Source organism: Spirillospora sp. NPDC048911 (assembly GCF_043198015.1).
GTDB lineage: Bacteria > Actinomycetota > Actinomycetes > Streptosporangiales > Streptosporangiaceae > Spirillospora.
Window position 1 is genome coordinate 429521 of record NZ_JBICUD010000001.1, and the last position, 15652, is coordinate 445172.

Annotated in this window: 18 protein-coding genes and 1 tRNA gene; 16 read left to right on the forward strand and 3 right to left on the reverse strand. The window is 67.6% G+C overall.

The genetic code is table 11. The features are described 5' to 3' along the window. Nucleotides 1–56: 56 nt before the first annotated feature. The gene (locus ACGFNU_RS02010; protein WP_392589364.1) at nucleotides 57–740 is read right to left on the reverse strand and encodes a LysR family substrate-binding domain-containing protein; all 684 of its coding nucleotides are present in this window, start codon (nucleotides 738–740) and stop codon (nucleotides 57–59) included. A gap of 39 nt (nucleotides 741–779) precedes the next feature. Here ACGFNU_RS02010 and ACGFNU_RS02015 point away from each other — a divergent pair, with 39 nt between their 5' ends. Both ACGFNU_RS02015 and ACGFNU_RS02020 read left to right on the forward strand, forming a co-directional pair. Next, nucleotides 780–1163, forward strand: coding sequence for a DUF5997 family protein (locus ACGFNU_RS02015; protein WP_392589365.1), 384 nt, complete (start codon nucleotides 780–782; stop codon nucleotides 1161–1163). Between the two features lie 962 nt (nucleotides 1164–2125). After that, on the forward strand, nucleotides 2126–2344 hold the full coding sequence (locus ACGFNU_RS02020; protein ID WP_392589366.1) for a hypothetical protein: 219 nt from the start codon (nucleotides 2126–2128) through the stop codon (nucleotides 2342–2344). Here ACGFNU_RS02020 and ACGFNU_RS02025 read toward each other — a convergent pair. After that, nucleotides 2341–3387 (reverse strand): helix-turn-helix domain-containing protein, encoded by a 1047-nt coding sequence (locus ACGFNU_RS02025; protein WP_392589367.1) that lies wholly within the window; start codon nucleotides 3385–3387, stop codon nucleotides 2341–2343. The genes ACGFNU_RS02020 and ACGFNU_RS02025 overlap by 4 nt on opposite strands. Nucleotides 3388–3669: 282 nt before the next feature. Between ACGFNU_RS02025 and ACGFNU_RS02030 the strand changes: the two genes are divergently transcribed. From ACGFNU_RS02030 to ACGFNU_RS02080, 11 genes are all read left to right on the forward strand, one after another. Next, a complete protein-coding gene (locus ACGFNU_RS02030) occupies nucleotides 3670–4095 on the forward strand; it encodes a hypothetical protein (protein ID WP_392589368.1) in 426 nt (141 codons plus the stop codon). After that, the gene (locus tag ACGFNU_RS02035) at nucleotides 4092–4271 is read left to right on the forward strand and encodes a hypothetical protein (RefSeq protein WP_392589369.1); all 180 of its coding nucleotides are present in this window, start codon (nucleotides 4092–4094) and stop codon (nucleotides 4269–4271) included. The genes ACGFNU_RS02030 and ACGFNU_RS02035 overlap by 4 nt, the downstream gene beginning before the upstream one ends. Beyond that, the gene (locus ACGFNU_RS02040; protein ID WP_392589370.1) at nucleotides 4255–4506 is read left to right on the forward strand and encodes a hypothetical protein; all 252 of its coding nucleotides are present in this window, start codon (nucleotides 4255–4257) and stop codon (nucleotides 4504–4506) included. The genes ACGFNU_RS02035 and ACGFNU_RS02040 overlap by 17 nt, the downstream gene beginning before the upstream one ends. 332 nt (nucleotides 4507–4838) lie before the next feature. Further along, a complete protein-coding gene (locus ACGFNU_RS02045) occupies nucleotides 4839–5543 on the forward strand; it encodes a GntR family transcriptional regulator (protein ID WP_392589371.1) in 705 nt (234 codons plus the stop codon). Nucleotides 5544–5665: 122 nt separating this feature from the next. Next, nucleotides 5666–6097, forward strand: a complete 432-nt coding sequence (locus ACGFNU_RS02050; protein WP_392589372.1) for a plasmid replication, integration and excision activator — start codon at nucleotides 5666–5668, stop codon at nucleotides 6095–6097. Further along, nucleotides 6097–6381 (forward strand): hypothetical protein, encoded by a 285-nt coding sequence (locus ACGFNU_RS02055; protein ID WP_392589373.1) that lies wholly within the window; start codon nucleotides 6097–6099, stop codon nucleotides 6379–6381. The genes ACGFNU_RS02050 and ACGFNU_RS02055 overlap by 1 nt, the downstream gene beginning before the upstream one ends. Nucleotides 6382–6467: 86 nt before the next feature. Beyond that, nucleotides 6468–7973 carry an FtsK/SpoIIIE domain-containing protein gene (locus ACGFNU_RS02060; RefSeq protein WP_392589374.1) on the forward strand — a complete coding sequence of 502 codons (1506 nt, stop codon included), beginning with the start codon at nucleotides 6468–6470 and terminating at the stop codon, nucleotides 7971–7973. 145 nt (nucleotides 7974–8118) lie between these two features. Beyond that, a complete protein-coding gene (locus ACGFNU_RS02065; protein ID WP_392589375.1) occupies nucleotides 8119–8340 on the forward strand; it encodes a KOW motif-containing protein in 222 nt (73 codons plus the stop codon). Continuing rightward, a complete protein-coding gene (locus ACGFNU_RS02070; protein WP_392589376.1) occupies nucleotides 8337–9989 on the forward strand; it encodes a replication initiator in 1653 nt (550 codons plus the stop codon). The genes ACGFNU_RS02065 and ACGFNU_RS02070 overlap by 4 nt, the downstream gene beginning before the upstream one ends. After that, nucleotides 9986–10243 (forward strand): excisionase family DNA-binding protein, encoded by a 258-nt coding sequence (locus tag ACGFNU_RS02075; protein WP_392589377.1) that lies wholly within the window; start codon nucleotides 9986–9988, stop codon nucleotides 10241–10243. Before ACGFNU_RS02070 ends, ACGFNU_RS02075 begins: the two co-directional genes overlap by 4 nt. Beyond that, a complete protein-coding gene (locus ACGFNU_RS02080; protein WP_392589378.1) occupies nucleotides 10243–11589 on the forward strand; it encodes a tyrosine-type recombinase/integrase in 1347 nt (448 codons plus the stop codon). Before ACGFNU_RS02075 ends, ACGFNU_RS02080 begins: the two co-directional genes overlap by 1 nt. A gap of 88 nt (nucleotides 11590–11677) precedes the next feature. Here the strand turns inward: ACGFNU_RS02080 and ACGFNU_RS02085 are convergent. After that, nucleotides 11678–11751: transfer RNA gene (locus ACGFNU_RS02085), tRNA-Gly, on the reverse strand. Nucleotides 11752–11862: 111 nt separating this feature from the next. Here ACGFNU_RS02085 and dcd point away from each other — a divergent pair. The 3 genes from dcd (at nucleotide 11863) to ACGFNU_RS02100 (ending at nucleotide 15563) form a co-directional block, all read left to right on the forward strand. Beyond that, a complete protein-coding gene (dcd, locus tag ACGFNU_RS02090; RefSeq protein WP_392589379.1) occupies nucleotides 11863–12438 on the forward strand; it encodes a dCTP deaminase in 576 nt (191 codons plus the stop codon). 163 nt (nucleotides 12439–12601) lie between these two features. Beyond that, the gene (locus ACGFNU_RS02095) at nucleotides 12602–13801 is read left to right on the forward strand and encodes a glycine betaine/L-proline ABC transporter ATP-binding protein (protein WP_392589380.1); all 1200 of its coding nucleotides are present in this window, start codon (nucleotides 12602–12604) and stop codon (nucleotides 13799–13801) included. Next, nucleotides 13794–15563, forward strand: a complete 1770-nt coding sequence (locus ACGFNU_RS02100) for an ABC transporter permease/substrate binding protein (protein ID WP_392589381.1) — start codon at nucleotides 13794–13796, stop codon at nucleotides 15561–15563. Before ACGFNU_RS02095 ends, ACGFNU_RS02100 begins: the two co-directional genes overlap by 8 nt. Nucleotides 15564–15652 lie beyond the last annotated feature (89 nt).

Here is a 15652-nt window from a genome sequence, read left to right on the forward strand (position 1 = left end):
ACGGCGACCTGTGCACCGCATGGACGTTCGGACTACTGGAACGCGATGTCGGTACTTCACGTCCGGCGACGCGGTTGGCGGCGACGCTTGGGAGCGGAGCGCTGTTGCGATGCCTTCTTACGGGCGGGCTGTTGTTGGGCGTTCCGGCCACGAGAGCTGTTGGGGGTGCGGCCGCGGACGATGCCGATCAGTTCCTCCATGAGGTCGGTCGTCACGGCATCGAGCCAGGCCAGGCCGATCTGGGATTGAGGAGCATCGGTCACGGCGCGGTAGGTGAGGTCCTTGCGGTGGTGAAGCCGGGCCAAAGACTGCGGGAGCAGCAGGACGCCGGCCCCCGACGCCACCAACTCGATCGCGCCGGCCGTGCTTTCGGGACGAGTGAAGGCAGGCTGCCCGGGACGGTCGTCCCAGACCAAGACCTCGTCGAGCGGCTCGAACACGTCCTCGTCGGCGAGATCGGCAAGTTCGACCTCCTCCACCGCGGCCACCGCGTGATCCTTCGGCACGACCACCACGGTCGTCTCCACGTACAGCGGGATCACATGGAGGCCCTCGCGGTCGACGGGCAGACGTACGAACGCCGCGTCCACACCACCGTCCCGCAGCACAGGCACAATCTCGGCGGCGGGCATCTGCACCAGCCGAAGCGGCACGTCCCGCACCCGCTCGGCCCACACCCCGGCCCACTTCCCGGGCGTCACCCCCGGCACGTAGGCCAGCCGGAACTCACCATCGGTCACCTCCTCAGCCTAGTCACCCCTGCCGCTAGCCTTGAGGTCATGAGCGCGTCCAAGGCAAAGACCCCGCAGACCATGAAGCCCGCGACCGCGGCCAAGAAGCTGGGGATCCTCCTCTCGGCAGCGCCCGCCGAGTTCCAGGAAGGCCCCGTCTCCCGGGACGAATTGAACGCGCTCCAAGCCGACCCGCCCTCGTGGCTCACCGACCTGCGCCGCGAGGGCCCCCACCCCCGCCAGGTCGTCGCCGCGAAGCTCCGCGTCTCCATCTCAGGCCTGGCCCGCGCCGGCATCACGGGCCCCCTCACCACAGCCGAGATCGAGAACCTGAAGGCCGAAAACCCGGACTGGCTAGAACGCGAGCAAGCCACCCAAACCGAAGTCCGCAAAGAAGAGCTCCGCCTAAAACACCAGCGCACCAAGGCTTGACTCACGTGATGCGCCGGCCACAGGTACGTGGCCGGACTTCGCCTACCTGGTAATCGAGGGCAGCCAGTCCTTATGTTTGGCGACCGCGATCGACTGGCGCCCCGCGACGCTCGATCTGGCTATCTGATGCTGGTCACAGCAGCACTCCGAGCCGGGAAATCTTGGAGCGAGTGACGGGAATCGAACCCGCGCTACCAGCTTGGGAATCAGACCGATCTACCCCCGTACGGGCCCTGACCTGCTCGGCGGGTGATCCGCGAGTGACCGCCATTGCCCCTTGATCACCGCCTCTAATTGCACGCTAATTGCACGCGGCCGGGTCGCTGGCCTGCGGCTCCTCGTCCGTGCAACGCACATCAACCCCCCGCCTGATCTTCCCGTCTGCCGTCGTCCCGCGCTCCGCGCTTCCGGGCCTGGGGAGGGGCTGTCTCGGTGGAGCGCCCCACTGGACGAACGACCGAGACAGCCCCTCCCCAGGTCTGGTAGATCTCTGATCGGGACGACGGCAGACGGGACGATCAGGCTTCCAGCCCAACCCCCTGACAACCGCTGTGTGCGGGCTGAGCTTCCCAGAGTCAGAGGCCCCCGCCGGAGGCACTGTTCGAACCTGTGCCCTGTGGCCATGTGAGCGGGCTGCCGTCCAATGCCGTAGGCACCCGTAGGGCGAGCAACGCGAGTTGGCCGGCGGCCTGCGCCCGTCAACTCTGAGCGGTGGCGCGACCCCGTGACTGCCGTTGAGCCGGGCGGCAAGTCGGGGCGTCGCCGATGCGCGGCCGGGCGCGCGCCGCTGGAGACCGGCGCCCACGCCGCACGCTCCGGCGGCGCTGGCGGCGGGCCGCGCCAACGGCGCGAGCGCCGCCGCCCTTGATACCTAAAAGCTCAATTCGGCAATGATCGCTGGCTGCGCCGTCGCACCTGATAGGTATGCTCGCGGCCGGTAGTCCTGGAACCAAGGAGCGCATGTGCAGACCTGGAGGCTGACCTACGCGGTCAACGATGGAAGCGGCATGTTCGGCCTGGAACCTGCCAAGCCGCACACGGTAGAGGTCGAGCTACCCACGGAGGATCTGGCCAGGACAGGCGAGGACGAGCAACGCATCCTAGAGATGATGCGGGCGGCGGTCCGTGAGAAGGCGGGCGAGGCAGCCATCCTTACGGACGCTGAAGAGATCGCGAGTTAGATGCGGCTGCGCGCGTCGTCGTAGCGGGCCGTGTAGTACGCGTGGTCGCGTGGGAAGCCTCTGAGCTGGTCGAGACTCTCGGCGTAGAGGGCGGCGGCGTCGCTCCAGTCGCGAACCGAGTACGCCATGTCGGCTCGTTGAAGCCTGGCGCGCACGGGGTCAAGCCAGTAGAGCCATCCCGGCCGGTCTCCCTCGTCGGGGACTTGCAGGACCAGATTAAACGCTTCGTCGCTGAGGCGACGGGCTCGCTCTCGTTCACCAACTGCGGCCGCTGCCATTCCTTCCGCGTGGGCTGCGATCGCTGCGGCGGCTGGCGAGAGTCCGGGCACGTCTCTTGCGCTCTCGGCAGTACGTAGAGCCCGAATCGGGTCCTGGCGTCTGAGTGTGTAGTGAGATCGGACCCGTGTGACCCATGACGTGAGGTCGGCCGATCCTGCTTCGATCGCCCATCCGTGGGCCAGGTCGAGCCAGGAGAGCGCCGCCCCCTGCTGGTCCTCTTGGGCCGCGACCCACGACAGCCAATGCGCGTGCTCGGCGGCGAGAATGAGTAGTTGATCTGCTGCCTGTCCCGATGCATTGGGCAGGAGTCGAGTCACGGCATCGAGCTGGCTGCGGACAACGGGCCAAAGCTCGCGTCCTCCTACCTCGTCCTCTGCTCGCCGGTGCTGGCTGAGCACATCTTTGATCCAGTTGGCGACCCCGAGGTCTGCCCGGCCGGTGGAGTGCGCGTGCGCGATGCGGTCCCGGAGCTCTGAGGGCGGTTGCCAGTCGGACAGCTCATGTCGATGTTCGGGCACTCCGCCCAGTTCTTCAGGCACCTTCAGCCCCCGAGTGATCCGATCCACTACTTCGGCACTGGTGATCTGCCTTTTCCCGTTCTCAATGAGGGAAATGTACGGCTGCGCAAATCCAGTCAGGGGTTCAAGGTCCCGCTGTGACAATCCGCCTGCTGCGCGCCGGTACTCGCGAAAGATCGCTGCCCAGTCTTGCCGTGCCCACGCCGCTCGTAGGCGTTGATCTGCCCAGGGTCCGTGATCACTCACGGCTTGACGATATCGCCTGTGTATATCCGCTGTATATCGGCTTCGGCATGTCTCTCGCGCACAGTTGAGCCCGTTCGTTGGGTCGGGGTCGGAGTGCTTTGGAGGCGCAGTGCGCAAGGGGAACGACACTAACGGTTGCGTGTCGTGCAACGGGCGCGGTTGGAAGTGGGTCTCTGCTCGGCGTGACCTGTTGTTCAGGCGGCCGGGTCTGGAGCCGGGCCCCGAACGGAAGAAAGACCCCTGTGGTCTGTGTGCCGGTACACGTCGATCGGTGGCGGCGTGATGGCGGTGGGGGAATCGCCGTGGGCGGGCACGGACGTCGATCCCGAGGTGTTCGCGCAGGAGTTGCGGCGGCGGTTCCCTGGGGTGTGGGCGTGGTTCGGGGAGTTCACGGGCCGGTGGTGGGCGGTCACGCGGGACCGTACGCGGCTGATCGAGGCCAGGTCCCCGGCGGCGTTGGGGCGGCGGCTGGCCGAGCTCAGCGCGCCCTCTCTCCCGACTCCCGCCGCGATCGAGCAGGGGGTGCCGGAGTGGATTCCGGCGGCCGTACAGACCGGCACGGGGGCGTGGTCGATGCCTTCCCCGCAGTCCTGCGTCTCCGTGCCTTCCAACCCGCCGCGTCGGTCGGGACGGCACGCACACCGGGCGCCGCGCGGTGTCGGATCGCGGCTCATGGGGGCGCTGGTTGCCCGTGAGGGGGCGTGGTGAGTAGCAGCGGCTCGTACTTCCCCGAGGGCATGAGCGAGCGGGACGCGCAACGTGTCGTTGATGACGCGGTCGCGTTCTGGGATTTGATCTGCGCGTCTGCGCGCGCCGATGCCGTCGTGGGTCGCGGTGACGTGGGTCGCGGTGATGAGGAGATGGGCGATGACCGGGGGGACTGACGACCCGATGTGCCCGGAGCGGCGGGAGGACATCGGTAAGGCGGTGTGGGCGTATCTGCGGCTGTTGGACGAGATCGTTCCGGCGTCGCAGTACTCGGGGGTTCCGCCGGACGAGGGGACGCTGAACCGGATCGCGGCGTACGGGTCGATCATCGAGTGCGCCGACGCCCGGCAACAAGAGCGTGAGCGGCAAGGCACGAAGACCAAGGGCGGGAGTGATGGCGATGCTGCGTAGGTGGATCACGTGGCCGAAGGTGTGGGCCCTGTGGTTGCTATACCCGGAGTGGGAGATCGTCGGGGCTGGGCAGCCGGGGTGGTGGCGGCTGCGGAGGTCGCCCGTGGCGCGGGATGTCCCCTCTGAGCGGCTGTGGCGTGAGCTGCGCATGGTGGACCGCATGTTCAAGCGCGGTGCGATCAAGGACGGCGAGAGGCGAGAGCAGCCGAACGCAGAGTCTGAGTAGGTCGTAGGTGTGACACGGGCCTAGGGCGCTGGTTAGGCTTGGACAACTTGTGTTGTCGAGCTGTTGGCAGGTCATGATGTCCGGTCGCGATGCGTACGCCCCCCCGATGTACGTCCAGATCATGGAGGCGCTTCGCGAGCGGATCGCGGCGGGCCAGTACACCCAGACCGGTGGCAAGCTGCCCTCAGAAAGCGCGCTGATCAAAGAGTTCGGCACCTCGCGCCCCACGGTCGTCCGCGCCTTGAACGAGCTAGAGACGCTCGGGGAGGTCGTCCGCGAGCACGGCAAGGGCACGTTCGTGAGAGAACAACCCGCGTCCACGGTGGAACGCGAGCGCCCTGGCCTGGCCGTGCTGGATCGCCAGGAGACCAGCGAGACGGTCAAGATCTTGCATGTTGGCCGCCAGGGCGCTCCCCCGGCTGTTGCGGCGCTGCTGATGGTGGCGGAGTCAGCCCCGGTGCATCTGCGCCGGTATGTGGGGCTCTATGACTCGATTGCTAGTGAGCTGGTGTCGCTGTGGACGCCGTTGGGTCTCGTGGGCGCTGCTGGCCTGGATCAGCCGGGGCCGCTCACGGTGCCGGTGAGACGTCTGATCACGGCGGCGGCGGAGCAGCGGTTGGCGCGCGTGGATGAGCGGCTGTCCGCCCGGCAGACGACTCGCCAAGAGGCCGAAGCACTGGAGCTGGATGCTGGTGAGCCGGTCTTGGCCGTCACGTCCTCGGTGGTGGATGCGTCCGGGCGTGTGGTGCTGGTGGTTGAGGTGCTGCTGCCGGGGACACTGCATGAGCTGACCGATAGCTACCCTCTGTGACGTGACCTAAGTCACACGCCAATCTCGGAAACTCGACTTGTCGAGTTACGGGCGATCGCTTACATTCGAACTACTCGATAAGACGACTTATCGAGAAGTCGAACGGAAGAAGGTGATCGTGCATGGCGATTCGAGGACGCATCCCGGTGGAGTTCGGGGCGGTGTTCCCGCACGGCGTGTTCGCGACGGGTCCGGCTGAGCCGTCGACCAACTACGAGACCAAGCGGCAGGACAAGGACCTGGTGACCGGCCTGCCGGTGTGGGTGGTCGACGTCTACGACGCTGACCCGGACGCGGGAGGCAAGCAGGCGGCCATCCGCATCAAGGTCATGGCGCAGGTCTGCCCGGTCCTGCCGGAACCGGCGTGGGGCCCGTTCCGTCCGGTCGAGTTCTCCGGCCTGTCGGTCACTCCCTATGTGGAGGAGATGGGCCGCGACGACAACGGCATCCCCCGAACGCGGGTGGCCTACTCGTTCCGTGCGACGGGTGTCCGCGCGGCCGGTGGTGCGGGCAAGGGCGCTCCGGCTGCTCGTCCGGCTAAGGACGCTGCCTGATGGCGGCGCGGAACACGGTCCGAACGTCGGCGCGCATGTCGGCGCTGTCGCTGCCGCTGGACCACACCGCGACCAGCGAGTTCCGTTCGTTCGCGGCTCGGACGCCGTTGTTCTCGGTGTCGGCGGGCGGGGTGCTGGTCACCCTGACGCTTCCCGAGCGGCTGCGGGCCGAAGACGTGGAGTTCGCGCGTGGCCTGGCTGAGCGGGCGGCGGCGTACGCGACCGAGGTTGAGCGGCTGTTCCGCTCGGGCCGTCGTCCCTCGGGCAAGCGGCGGGCTGCCTGACCTGGGTGGGGCGGCTGGAGCTGGTACCTCCGGCCGCCCCGCTGTCTCTCCCCTCGAAATCCCTCAAGCGAAGAGGTGTCTTCATCATGGCATGGGAGTTCCGCAAGGTCGGGCCGGGCGAGAACGTCGCGGTCGAGGCCCAGAAAGATCCGTTCTCGATGCCCAAGTGGGCGCCTCCGGTGTGGCACATGCCGGAGATTCTCGTTCTGCTGGTCAACCTGGTCCGGGGCCTGGTCGTCCTGGTCGGCTTCACCGTCCGCAACATCGTCCCCCTCTCGGTCCTGTCCGGCCTGGGCTGGCTCGGCTATCGCTTCGGCTGGCCTGCTCCGGCGCTGGTCGTCGCTGCGGCACTATTCGCCCTGGGGGTGTGGGCGCTGGCCGACTGGGACACCTTCGTCTTGGGGGTGGCTCGTCCGGCCCGCGCCAAGTGGCGGTATCTGGCGGTCTACCGGCGGGACTGGCAACCGGTCCTGGTCACCGCCGGGCTGACCAAGATGCACAAGGGCCGCGAATACCTGCCCTCGATCGTCCGCGTCCGCTGCGGTCCGACCGCCGATCGCGTCCTGGTCCGCATGCTCAAAGGACAGGCGCCCGACGCCTGGGAACGCGTGGCGGTCAACCTCGCGCACGGCTTCGGCTCAGAGCTGGTCCGCGTCCGGCAAGGCACCCGGTCCCGGTGGTCGTGGGCTGGTGGTCGGCCGGTCCGGCGGACGGTACCGCGTCCGGGCTCGGTGTGGCTGGAGTTCGTCCGCAAGGACGCGCTGAAGACTCCGCTGGCCGCGCTGCCGCTGGCTGATGACGTTGACCTGGAGGCGGTCCCGGTCGGTGCCCGTGAAGACGGTAAGCCGTGGCTGCTGCGGCTGCTGGGGACGCATGTCCTGATCGCGGGGGCGACGGGGTCGGGTAAGGGGTCGGTGCTGTGGTCGATCGTCCGTGCGCTGCTGCCTTGGATGTTCCTGGGCCTGGTCGAGGTCTGGGCGGTTGATCCCAAGCGCATGGAGCTGTCGTATGGACGGCGGCTGTTCGAACGCTACGGCCGGTACTCCGATGACCCCAACGGCGGCATGGTCGAGCTGCTGGAGGAGGCGGCCGAAGACCTCAACCAGCGGGCCGCCATGTTCGCCGGAAAGCGGCGCTCGTTCCTGCCCTCGCTGGAGCACCCGTTCCGCGTCATCATCGTCGATGAGCTGGCGTTCCTGACCGCCTACTGCCCGAGCCGGGATCTGCGCAAGCGGGCCGAGCAAGCCTTGGCGGTGCTGGCCACGCAGGGCCGGTCGGTCGGGTACTGCCTGGTTGGCGCTCAGCAGGATGCCCGCAAAGAGGTCAACAACCTGCGCAACCTGTTCCCCGACCGCATCGCGCTGCGGCTGGATGAGTCCGAGCAAGTCGACATGGTCCTGGGCGACGGGGCGCGGGATCGGGGTGCGCTGGCCGATCAGATCTCCTCCATCCCCGAGATCGGCGCCGGGGTCGGCTACATCAAGCTCGAAACCACTCCCGATCCGGTCCGCGTCCGGGCGGCCTATGTCTGCGATGCCGACATTGACGAGATGGTCGCGCTCGGCACGGCCAACTTCGGGGAGGCAGCGTGAACGCCCCCAAGAGTCAGCGACGTGAGCGGGCTGCCGTCCAATGCCGTAGGCACCCGAAGGGCGAGCAATGCGAGTTGGCCGGCGGCCTGCGCCCGTCAACTCCAAGCGATGTGACGGCCGAATCGATCGACGGTCAGGTGATCGCATGACCGCGCGCAAGCTCCGCCCTGAGGTCGGCAACTGGGTCGAGGTCACCAGCGGACCAGACAAGGGCACCCACGGACAGGTCACCGCCATCGACAAGACCGACGGCCGGACCGTGGTCCAAGTCCGTCCGCCCAAGCAGAAGAAAGCACGGCCATATCCGCTGCGGTCGGTGACCGTGCGCGCCGTACAACTGGCCTTCGACGTCACGGAGGAGGCATGACCGAGACCCAACCGGCCGCGCCGGTCGTCAAGACCCTCCCGCCGCTCGCGCAAGGCGTGGTGGAAGCGGTCGCCATCGATCACGGCGTCTGCATCCGCCCCGTGCCCATGCGGCGCGTCAACCTGGAGACCGGCGAGTCTGAGGTCATCTCGGTGCCGTGCGGGCACACCCTCGCGTCGGTGTGCCCGCCGTGTGCGGAGAACAAGCGTCGCATCCGTGCGCAGCAGTGCCGGGAAGGCTGGCACCTGGAAACCGAGCCGGTCATCCAACGCGCTGAGCCCGACGAGACGCAACGGCACCTGGTCGAGCTGCGTGCACAAGCCCAGGAACGCCGCGACGCTGCGGCGCAGCACGGAGACGCGGACGGGGAAGACGTCGAGTTCTGGGATCGGCTGCTGCGGGACCTGGACAACGAGATCGAGCGGTCCGGCGTGGCGGGCACCTTGAAGACGGCGGACGGACAAGACGGTCCCGGACGGCGAACCCGGTCCACACGACGGCGCCAAGACGTCCCGGACCTGCCTCGGCGGACCGTCGAGAAACGCACCATCGGCAAGACTTACACCAGCGCGGACGGCAAGACCTTCCGGCCCTCGCTGTTCCTCACGCTCACGCTGGACTCCTACGGTCGGGTCCGCTCGGATGGCACCCCGGTTGACCCGTCCACCTACGACTATCGGCGGGCCGCTCGGGACGCGCTGCACTTCGGCAAGCTGATCGATCGGTTCGTGCAGAACCTGCGCCGGTTCGTCGGCTATGAGGTGCAGTACTTCGCGGCCGTCGAACCGCAACGGCGGCTGGCGCCGCATCTGCACATGGCAATCCGCGGGACCATCTCACGCGCTGAGCTGCGACAGGTGGTGGCGGCGACCTATCACCAAGTGTGGTGGCCCTCGACCGATCGCGTCGTCTACGGCGGTGACCGGCTGCCGGTCTGGGACGACTCGGCCGGAGACGATGGGCAGGGCGGCTACCTCGATCCTGAGTCCGGTGCGGTGCTGCCGACGTGGGATGACGCGCTCGACCAGCTCGGCCAGGACGAGGAGGCCGAACCGCTGCACGTGGTCAGCTTCGGCCGTCAGGTCGACGCACAGGGCGTCATGGCGGGCGGCGCGGATAGCAAGCGCTGTATCCGCTACCTGACTAAGTACCTGGTCAAGAGCGTGGCTGACTGCCACGAAACCGAGACCGACCGCCAACAGGCCCATGTGGAGCGGATGGCCGAAGCGCTGCGGTACGAGCCGTGCTCGCCTACCTGTGCCAACTGGCTGCGCTACGGCATCCAGCCCAAGAACCCCCGCAAGGGCCTGGTGCCGGGGTTCTGCAAGGGCAAGGCACACCGACGCGAACACCTCGGCTACGGCGGCCGTCGCGTGCTGGTGTCGCGCAAGTGGTCGGGCAAGACCATGGCCGATCACAAAGCCGACCGAACCGCCTGGGTGCTCGCCCGGCTGGCAGAGGCCGGTATCTCGGCAACCGGACCTGCGGCGGGTGATCGACGGTTCCTATGGGAACGCGCCGGGCCCGGTGACCCGGACGTCAAGCCGATCACACATCGGCTGCTTCTCCTGATCGAGGAACGCACCCGGCGACGCGCACAGCTCGCCCAAGCCCTCGACGACACCTCGGCAACTGCGGAGGCAGCGTGACCAGCGAACGTAAGGACTCCTCGCCTCTCCCTGCTGGCGAGCGTCTGTTGACCGTCGAGCAAGCGGCCGAGTTGCTCAGCACCTCTGAGCGGTTCCCTCGACGGCTCATCGCCGAACGGCGTATCCGCTTCGTCCGCCTGGGCGAACCCGGCAAGCGCGGTCTTGTCCGTATCCCGGAATCCGCACTTCGCGAGTTCATCGCCGCTGGGCTCGTCGAGCCCATGACCACATCCGACGTCTGGAGGGCTGCCTAATGGCAAAGGGGAATAAGGACGGACACCGCCGTTTCGGCAACATTCGCAAACTGCCCTCAGGTCGCTATCAGGCGAGCTACCTGGGGCCAGATGGACGACGCCGGTATGCCCCTCGGACGTTCGAGCGCAAGACCGATGCTGAGCGGTGGCTGACGCTCACTGAGGCTCAGATCATCAACGGTGAGTGGACCGACCCAGAGCGGGGCAAGATCAAGCTCGGCGACTATGCCGCGAAGTGGATCGAACAACGTCCCGGCCTTCGACCCCGCACGGTCGAGCTCTATGCCTGGCTGCTCAAGCGGTACATCGATCCGCATCTTGGCGGCGTTCCGCTCGGCAAGCTCAGCACGTCCATGATCCGTGAGTGGCGTACGACCCTCCTCGACTCCGGGGTTTCGGCAACCATGGCGGCCAAGGCGTACCGGCTGCTGCGCGCGGTGCTCATGACGGCGGTCGATGAAGACAAGATCCTCACCCGCAACCCGTGCAAGGTACGCGGAGCCGGAACCGAGCCGGAGGCCGAACGACCCGTTCTCACGGTGGCGCAGGTCTTCGAGCTGGCCGAACGCGTGGGAGTCCGACCTGTCGGCAACTTCCGCAAGCTGGACTCGGGGGAATACCGGCTCCGCTATCGCGTCAAGGACGGAGTGATGCGGCGCTTCCCGCAGACCTTCGCGACACGTGAGCAGGCCGAGCGGGTGTTGTACCGGCTGGCTGAGGACGGTCACGCGGATGTGACCCAAGACGACCGCTTGCGTGCGCTGGTCCTCCTCGCTGCGTTCGCAAGCCTGCGCTGGGGTGAGGTGACTGCCCTTCGACGCCGTGACATCGACGTCGAGAACCGCACGGTCCGGGTCCGGGTCGCGTTCGTCGAGCGTGACAACGGAGAGATGGTCCTCGGGCCGCCAAAGTCCCGCGCTGGCCTGCGTACGGTGGCAATCCCCGATGCGATCGTCCCGGACCTGATCGCGCACCTGACCAAGTACACGAAGCGGGGGCCTGATGCTCTCGTCTTCACGGGGATCAAGGGCGGGCCGCTCCGGCGCAGTGGCTTCAACAAGATCACCCGATGGAAGTACGCGGTTGAGCTGCTCGGCGTGCCGGGCCTGCACTTCCATGACCTCCGGCACACGGGCAACACCCTTGCCGCTGACATGGGCGTCTCGCTCAAGAACCTGATGGCGCGCATGGGCCACGACAATGAGCGGGCCGCGCTGCGTTACCAGCAGCGATCCAACAGGGCTGATCGGCAGATCGCGGACGGTCTCAACGCCCTGGTGGAGGCCGACCGGAAGCCTGACGACGATGACGACGGCACGGCGGGCGCCCTCGTCCCCGTGGCGTAGTTGCACGCTAATTGCACGCGGTGCCACGGGCGCCAGGAACGATGAAGGCCCAGGCTGGGGATCTTGTCCCTGGCCTGGGCCTTTGTGGTGGAGCGAGTGACGGGAATCGAACCCGCGCTACCAGCTTGGGAAGCTGGAGTTCTGCCATTGAACTACACTCGCGCGGGCCGTCTGGAGGGACGGCCGTTCGGTCATCGTACCGGAATCCCGGGGGTTGGGGAGACGGGTGTGTGGCGGGCGCGGGCGGGGGCTCGGCACGGTAGCTTTTCTGGCGTGCTGCTCTCCGATCGCGATATCAGGTCCGAGCTCGAGTCCGGGCGGGTCAAGATCGACCCGTACGAGCCGGGCATGGTTCAGCCGTCCAGTGTGGATGTCAGGCTGGACCGGTACTTCCGGGTCTTCGAGAACCACAAGTATCCGCATATCGATCCGGCGATCGAGCAGGGTGACCTGACTCGGCTGGTGGAGGTCGAGTCGGACGAGGCGTTCGTGCTGCATCCCGGGGAGTTCGTGCTCGCCTCTACGTATGAGGTCTTTGGGTTGCCGGAGGACCTGGCGGCACGGTTGGAGGGCAAGTCGAGTCTGGGGCGGCTCGGGCTGCTCACGCACTCGACGGCGGGGTGGATCGATCCTGGGTTCAACGGGCATGTGACTTTGGAGCTCTCCAATGTGGCCACGTTGCCGATCAAGTTGTGGCCCGGGATGAAGATCGGGCAGATGTGTCTGTTCAGGACCAGCTCGCCTGCCGAGTTTCCGTACGGGTCGGAGCGGTACGGGTCGCGGTACCAGGACCAGCGGGGGCCCACGCCGTCGCGGAGCTTCCTCAACTTCCACCGCACGAAGGTATGACCCGGGTCACCAAAAGATGAAACATCTGGTGAGTACAGGTAGTTTGCCCCGGAGCGTTGGCGTTCGGTGACGCTCCCTTTACTTTGCCGGATGCCGCGCCAGGGAAACACGCTCACGAAGTAGTTTCCGCGGAGGTGTGTTCGCGGAGACCCGAAAGGAGACCGTGTCCATACTCCGCGCGGAAAACGTCACCAAGTTGTTCGGCCGCAGGACGGCCGAGGCCACCCGGAGGCTCGCCTCGGGGACCGATATCAGTGATCTGGGCGTCACGGCCGCTGTCGTGGATGTGTCGTTCGAGGTCCGGCAGGGCGAGATCTTCGTGGTCATGGGCCTGTCGGGGTCCGGGAAGTCCACGCTGATCCGGATGCTCAACGGCCTGCTGGAGCCCACGTCGGGCAGCATTTTGATCGGTGGTACCAATCTCACGGAGCTCGGGCCCAAGGCGGTGCGGGAGCTCCGGCAGAAGAAGGTCAGCATGGTCTTCCAGCACTTCGCCCTGTTCCCGCACAGGACGGTGCTGGAGAACGCGGCGTACGCCTTGGAAGTACAGAACGTTCCTAAGCGGGAGCGGTTGGAGCGTGCCAAGGAGTTTCTGCGTCTGGTCGGGCTCGAAGAGTGGGGCGACAAGTTCCCGGACGAGCTGTCCGGCGGCATGAAGCAGCGGGTCGGGATCGCGCGGGCGTTGACCGCCGGCACCGACGTCCTGCTCATGGACGAGGCGTTCAGCGCGCTCGACCCGCTGATCCGGCGGGAGATGCAGGAGCTGCTGCTGGAGCTGCAGAACGAGCTCGGCAAGACGATCGTCTTCATCACGCACGACCTGAACGAGGCGATGCGGCTGGGCGACCGGATCGCGATGCTCCGGGACGGGCGTGTCATGCAGATCGGGACGGCGGAAGAAATTCTGACTGATCCGGCTAACGACTATGTCGCCCAGTTCGTCGCGGATGTGGACCGCACGCGGGTGCTGACGGCGAGCTCTGTGATGGAGAAGCCGCTGTCGGTCGTCGATCCCGGGAACGGTCCACGCGCCGCGGTGCGGGCGATGAGGGAGAACCAGACCGCCGGCGCGTTCGTGGTCGGCCGGGACCGCAGGCTGATCGGCGGCGTCTACGCCGAGCAGGCCGCGCAGGCCGTCCGGGAGGGCGTCGACTCTCTCAGCGGGCTGATCAGTGAGCTGGACGTGGTCAGCCCCGACACCCCGCTGGCCGAGCTGTTCAGCCGGAGTGCCGAGAGCGCGCTGCCCGTGCCGGTCGTGGACGGGGCCGGGCGGCTGCTCGGCGTCATCCCGCGCGTCACGCTGCTGGCCGCGCTCGGCAGCCTGAACGGTTCGGCCGACGAGGCGGTGATGACCAGTGCGTAAGATCCCCATCGGCGACTGGGTGAACGACGCCGTCGACTATCTGACCGACCACGGCAGGCCGGTCTTCGATGCGATCACCGACGCGGTGAGCGCCCTGGTCAACGGGCTGGAGTCGGTGCTCGGCGGCCCGCCCGCGCTGGCCCTGGCCGGCATCGTCGCGGTGCTGGGCTGGTGGCTGCGCGGCCCGTTGTTCGCGGTGCTGAGCTTCCTCGGTCTCGCGCTCATCGACAATCTCGGTGAGTGGGAGTCGGCGATGTCGACGCTGGCGTTGGTGCTGGTGGCGAGCATCGCGGCGCTCGTCGTGGGAGTGCCGCTCGGCATTCTGGCGGCCCGGAAGGCAGGGGTGGCGGCGGTCGTCCAGCCGGTCCTGGACTTCATGCAGACGATGCCCGCCTTCGTCTACCTGATCCCGGCGATCTTCTTCTTCGGGGTCGGCGAGGTGCCCGGCGTCATCGCCACCGTGATCTTCGCGCTGCCGCCCGGGGTGCGCCTCACCCAGCTGGGCATCAGCCAGGTCGACAAGGAGATGGTCGAGGCCGCCGACGCGTTCGGCACGCCGCCCGGCCGGACCCTGACGCGGGTGCAGCTCCCCCTGGCGCTGGGCACCATCATGACCGGCGTCAACCAGGTGATCATGCTGTCGCTGTCCATGGTCGTCATCGCCGGCATGGTCGGCGCGGGCGGTCTCGGCGGCGAGGTGTTCGGCGCGATCACGCAGCTGGACGTCGGCCGTGGCTTCGAGGCGGGGCTCTCGGTGGTCATCCTCGCCATCACGCTGGACCGGCTGACCGGCGCGCTCGGCGTCCGGCTGAGCCCGGTGACGCGCGCCCGGGCCGCGGCGGCCCCCGCCACCCATGGCTGGCGGGGAGCGCTGCACTACCGGCCACGGCCCGTGTTCGCGCTGGCCGGTGTGCTCGTCCTCGCGCTCGTCTCGGCCGGGATCGGCCTGGCCGGCGACGACGGGGGGCAGGACGGCGGCAAGAAGCAGCTGACCATCGGCTACATCCCCTGGGACGAGGACATCGCCGTCAGCCACCTCTGGAAGAGCGAACTGGAGAAGCGCGGCTACGCCGTCAAGCTCCAGCAGGTGGACGCGGGCCCGCTCTACTCGGGCCTCGCCGGCGGCCAGATCGACCTGTTCCTCGACGCCTGGCTCCCGGCCACGCACGCCGACTACTACGCCAGGTACAAGAACAAGATCGAGGACCTGGGCGCCTGGTACGACAACGCCAGCATGCAGCTCGCCGTGCCCAAGGACGACCCGGCCAACAGCGTCGCCGACCTGGCCGCGAACCCCGGACGGTACAAGGGCCGGATCATCGGCATCGAGCCCAGCGCGGGCGAGATGAAGATCGTCAAGGACAAGGTCATGCCCGGCTACGGACTGAAGGGCAAGTACGAGCTCATCCAGGGCAGCACCCCCGCGATGCTGGCCGAGCTGACGCGCGCGACGAGCGCCAAGCAGCCGATCGTGGTCACGCTGTGGAAGCCGCACTGGGCGTACTCCAAGTTCCCGATCAAGCCGCTGGCCGACCCGAAGGGCAGTTTCGGCTCCGCCGAGAAGCTCCACATGCTCGCCCGGGACGGCTTCGGCAAGGACTTCCCGGAGCTGACGGGCTGGCTGAAGAAGTTCAGGATGGCCGACCAGCAGCTGTTCCCGCTGGAAGACCTGATCATGAACAAGTACAAGGGTCAGGAGGCCAAGGCCGTGGAGGAGTGGACCAAGGCCAACCCCGGCTTCATGAAGAAGATCACCGGCTGATCGCCCCCGGACGAATCTGACGCCGCCGCCCGGCGCACCCCCGCCGGGCGAACGTGACGAACGCCGCTCCGGCCACCGTGCCGGGTGGA

Excerpts from the sequence above, each read along its gene's own strand:
- ACGFNU_RS02015 (WP_392589365.1), top strand. The coding sequence starts at position 780 with ATGAGCGCGTCCAAGGCAAAGACCCCGCAGACCATGAAGCCCGCGACC.
- ACGFNU_RS02030 (WP_392589368.1), top strand. The coding sequence starts at position 3,670 with ATGGCGGTGGGGGAATCGCCGTGGGCGGGCACGGACGTCGATCCCGAG.
- ACGFNU_RS02040 (WP_392589370.1), top strand. The coding sequence starts at position 4,255 with ATGACCGGGGGGACTGACGACCCGATGTGCCCGGAGCGGCGGGAGGAC.
- ACGFNU_RS02045 (WP_392589371.1), top strand. The coding sequence starts at position 4,839 with ATGTACGTCCAGATCATGGAGGCGCTTCGCGAGCGGATCGCGGCGGGC.
- ACGFNU_RS02050 (WP_392589372.1), top strand. The coding sequence starts at position 5,666 with ATGGCGATTCGAGGACGCATCCCGGTGGAGTTCGGGGCGGTGTTCCCG.
- ACGFNU_RS02055 (WP_392589373.1), top strand. The coding sequence starts at position 6,097 with ATGGCGGCGCGGAACACGGTCCGAACGTCGGCGCGCATGTCGGCGCTG.
- ACGFNU_RS02060 (WP_392589374.1), top strand. The coding sequence starts at position 6,468 with ATGGCATGGGAGTTCCGCAAGGTCGGGCCGGGCGAGAACGTCGCGGTC.
- ACGFNU_RS02065 (WP_392589375.1), top strand. The coding sequence starts at position 8,119 with ATGACCGCGCGCAAGCTCCGCCCTGAGGTCGGCAACTGGGTCGAGGTC.
- ACGFNU_RS02070 (WP_392589376.1), top strand. The coding sequence starts at position 8,337 with ATGACCGAGACCCAACCGGCCGCGCCGGTCGTCAAGACCCTCCCGCCG.
- ACGFNU_RS02080 (WP_392589378.1), top strand. The coding sequence starts at position 10,243 with ATGGCAAAGGGGAATAAGGACGGACACCGCCGTTTCGGCAACATTCGC.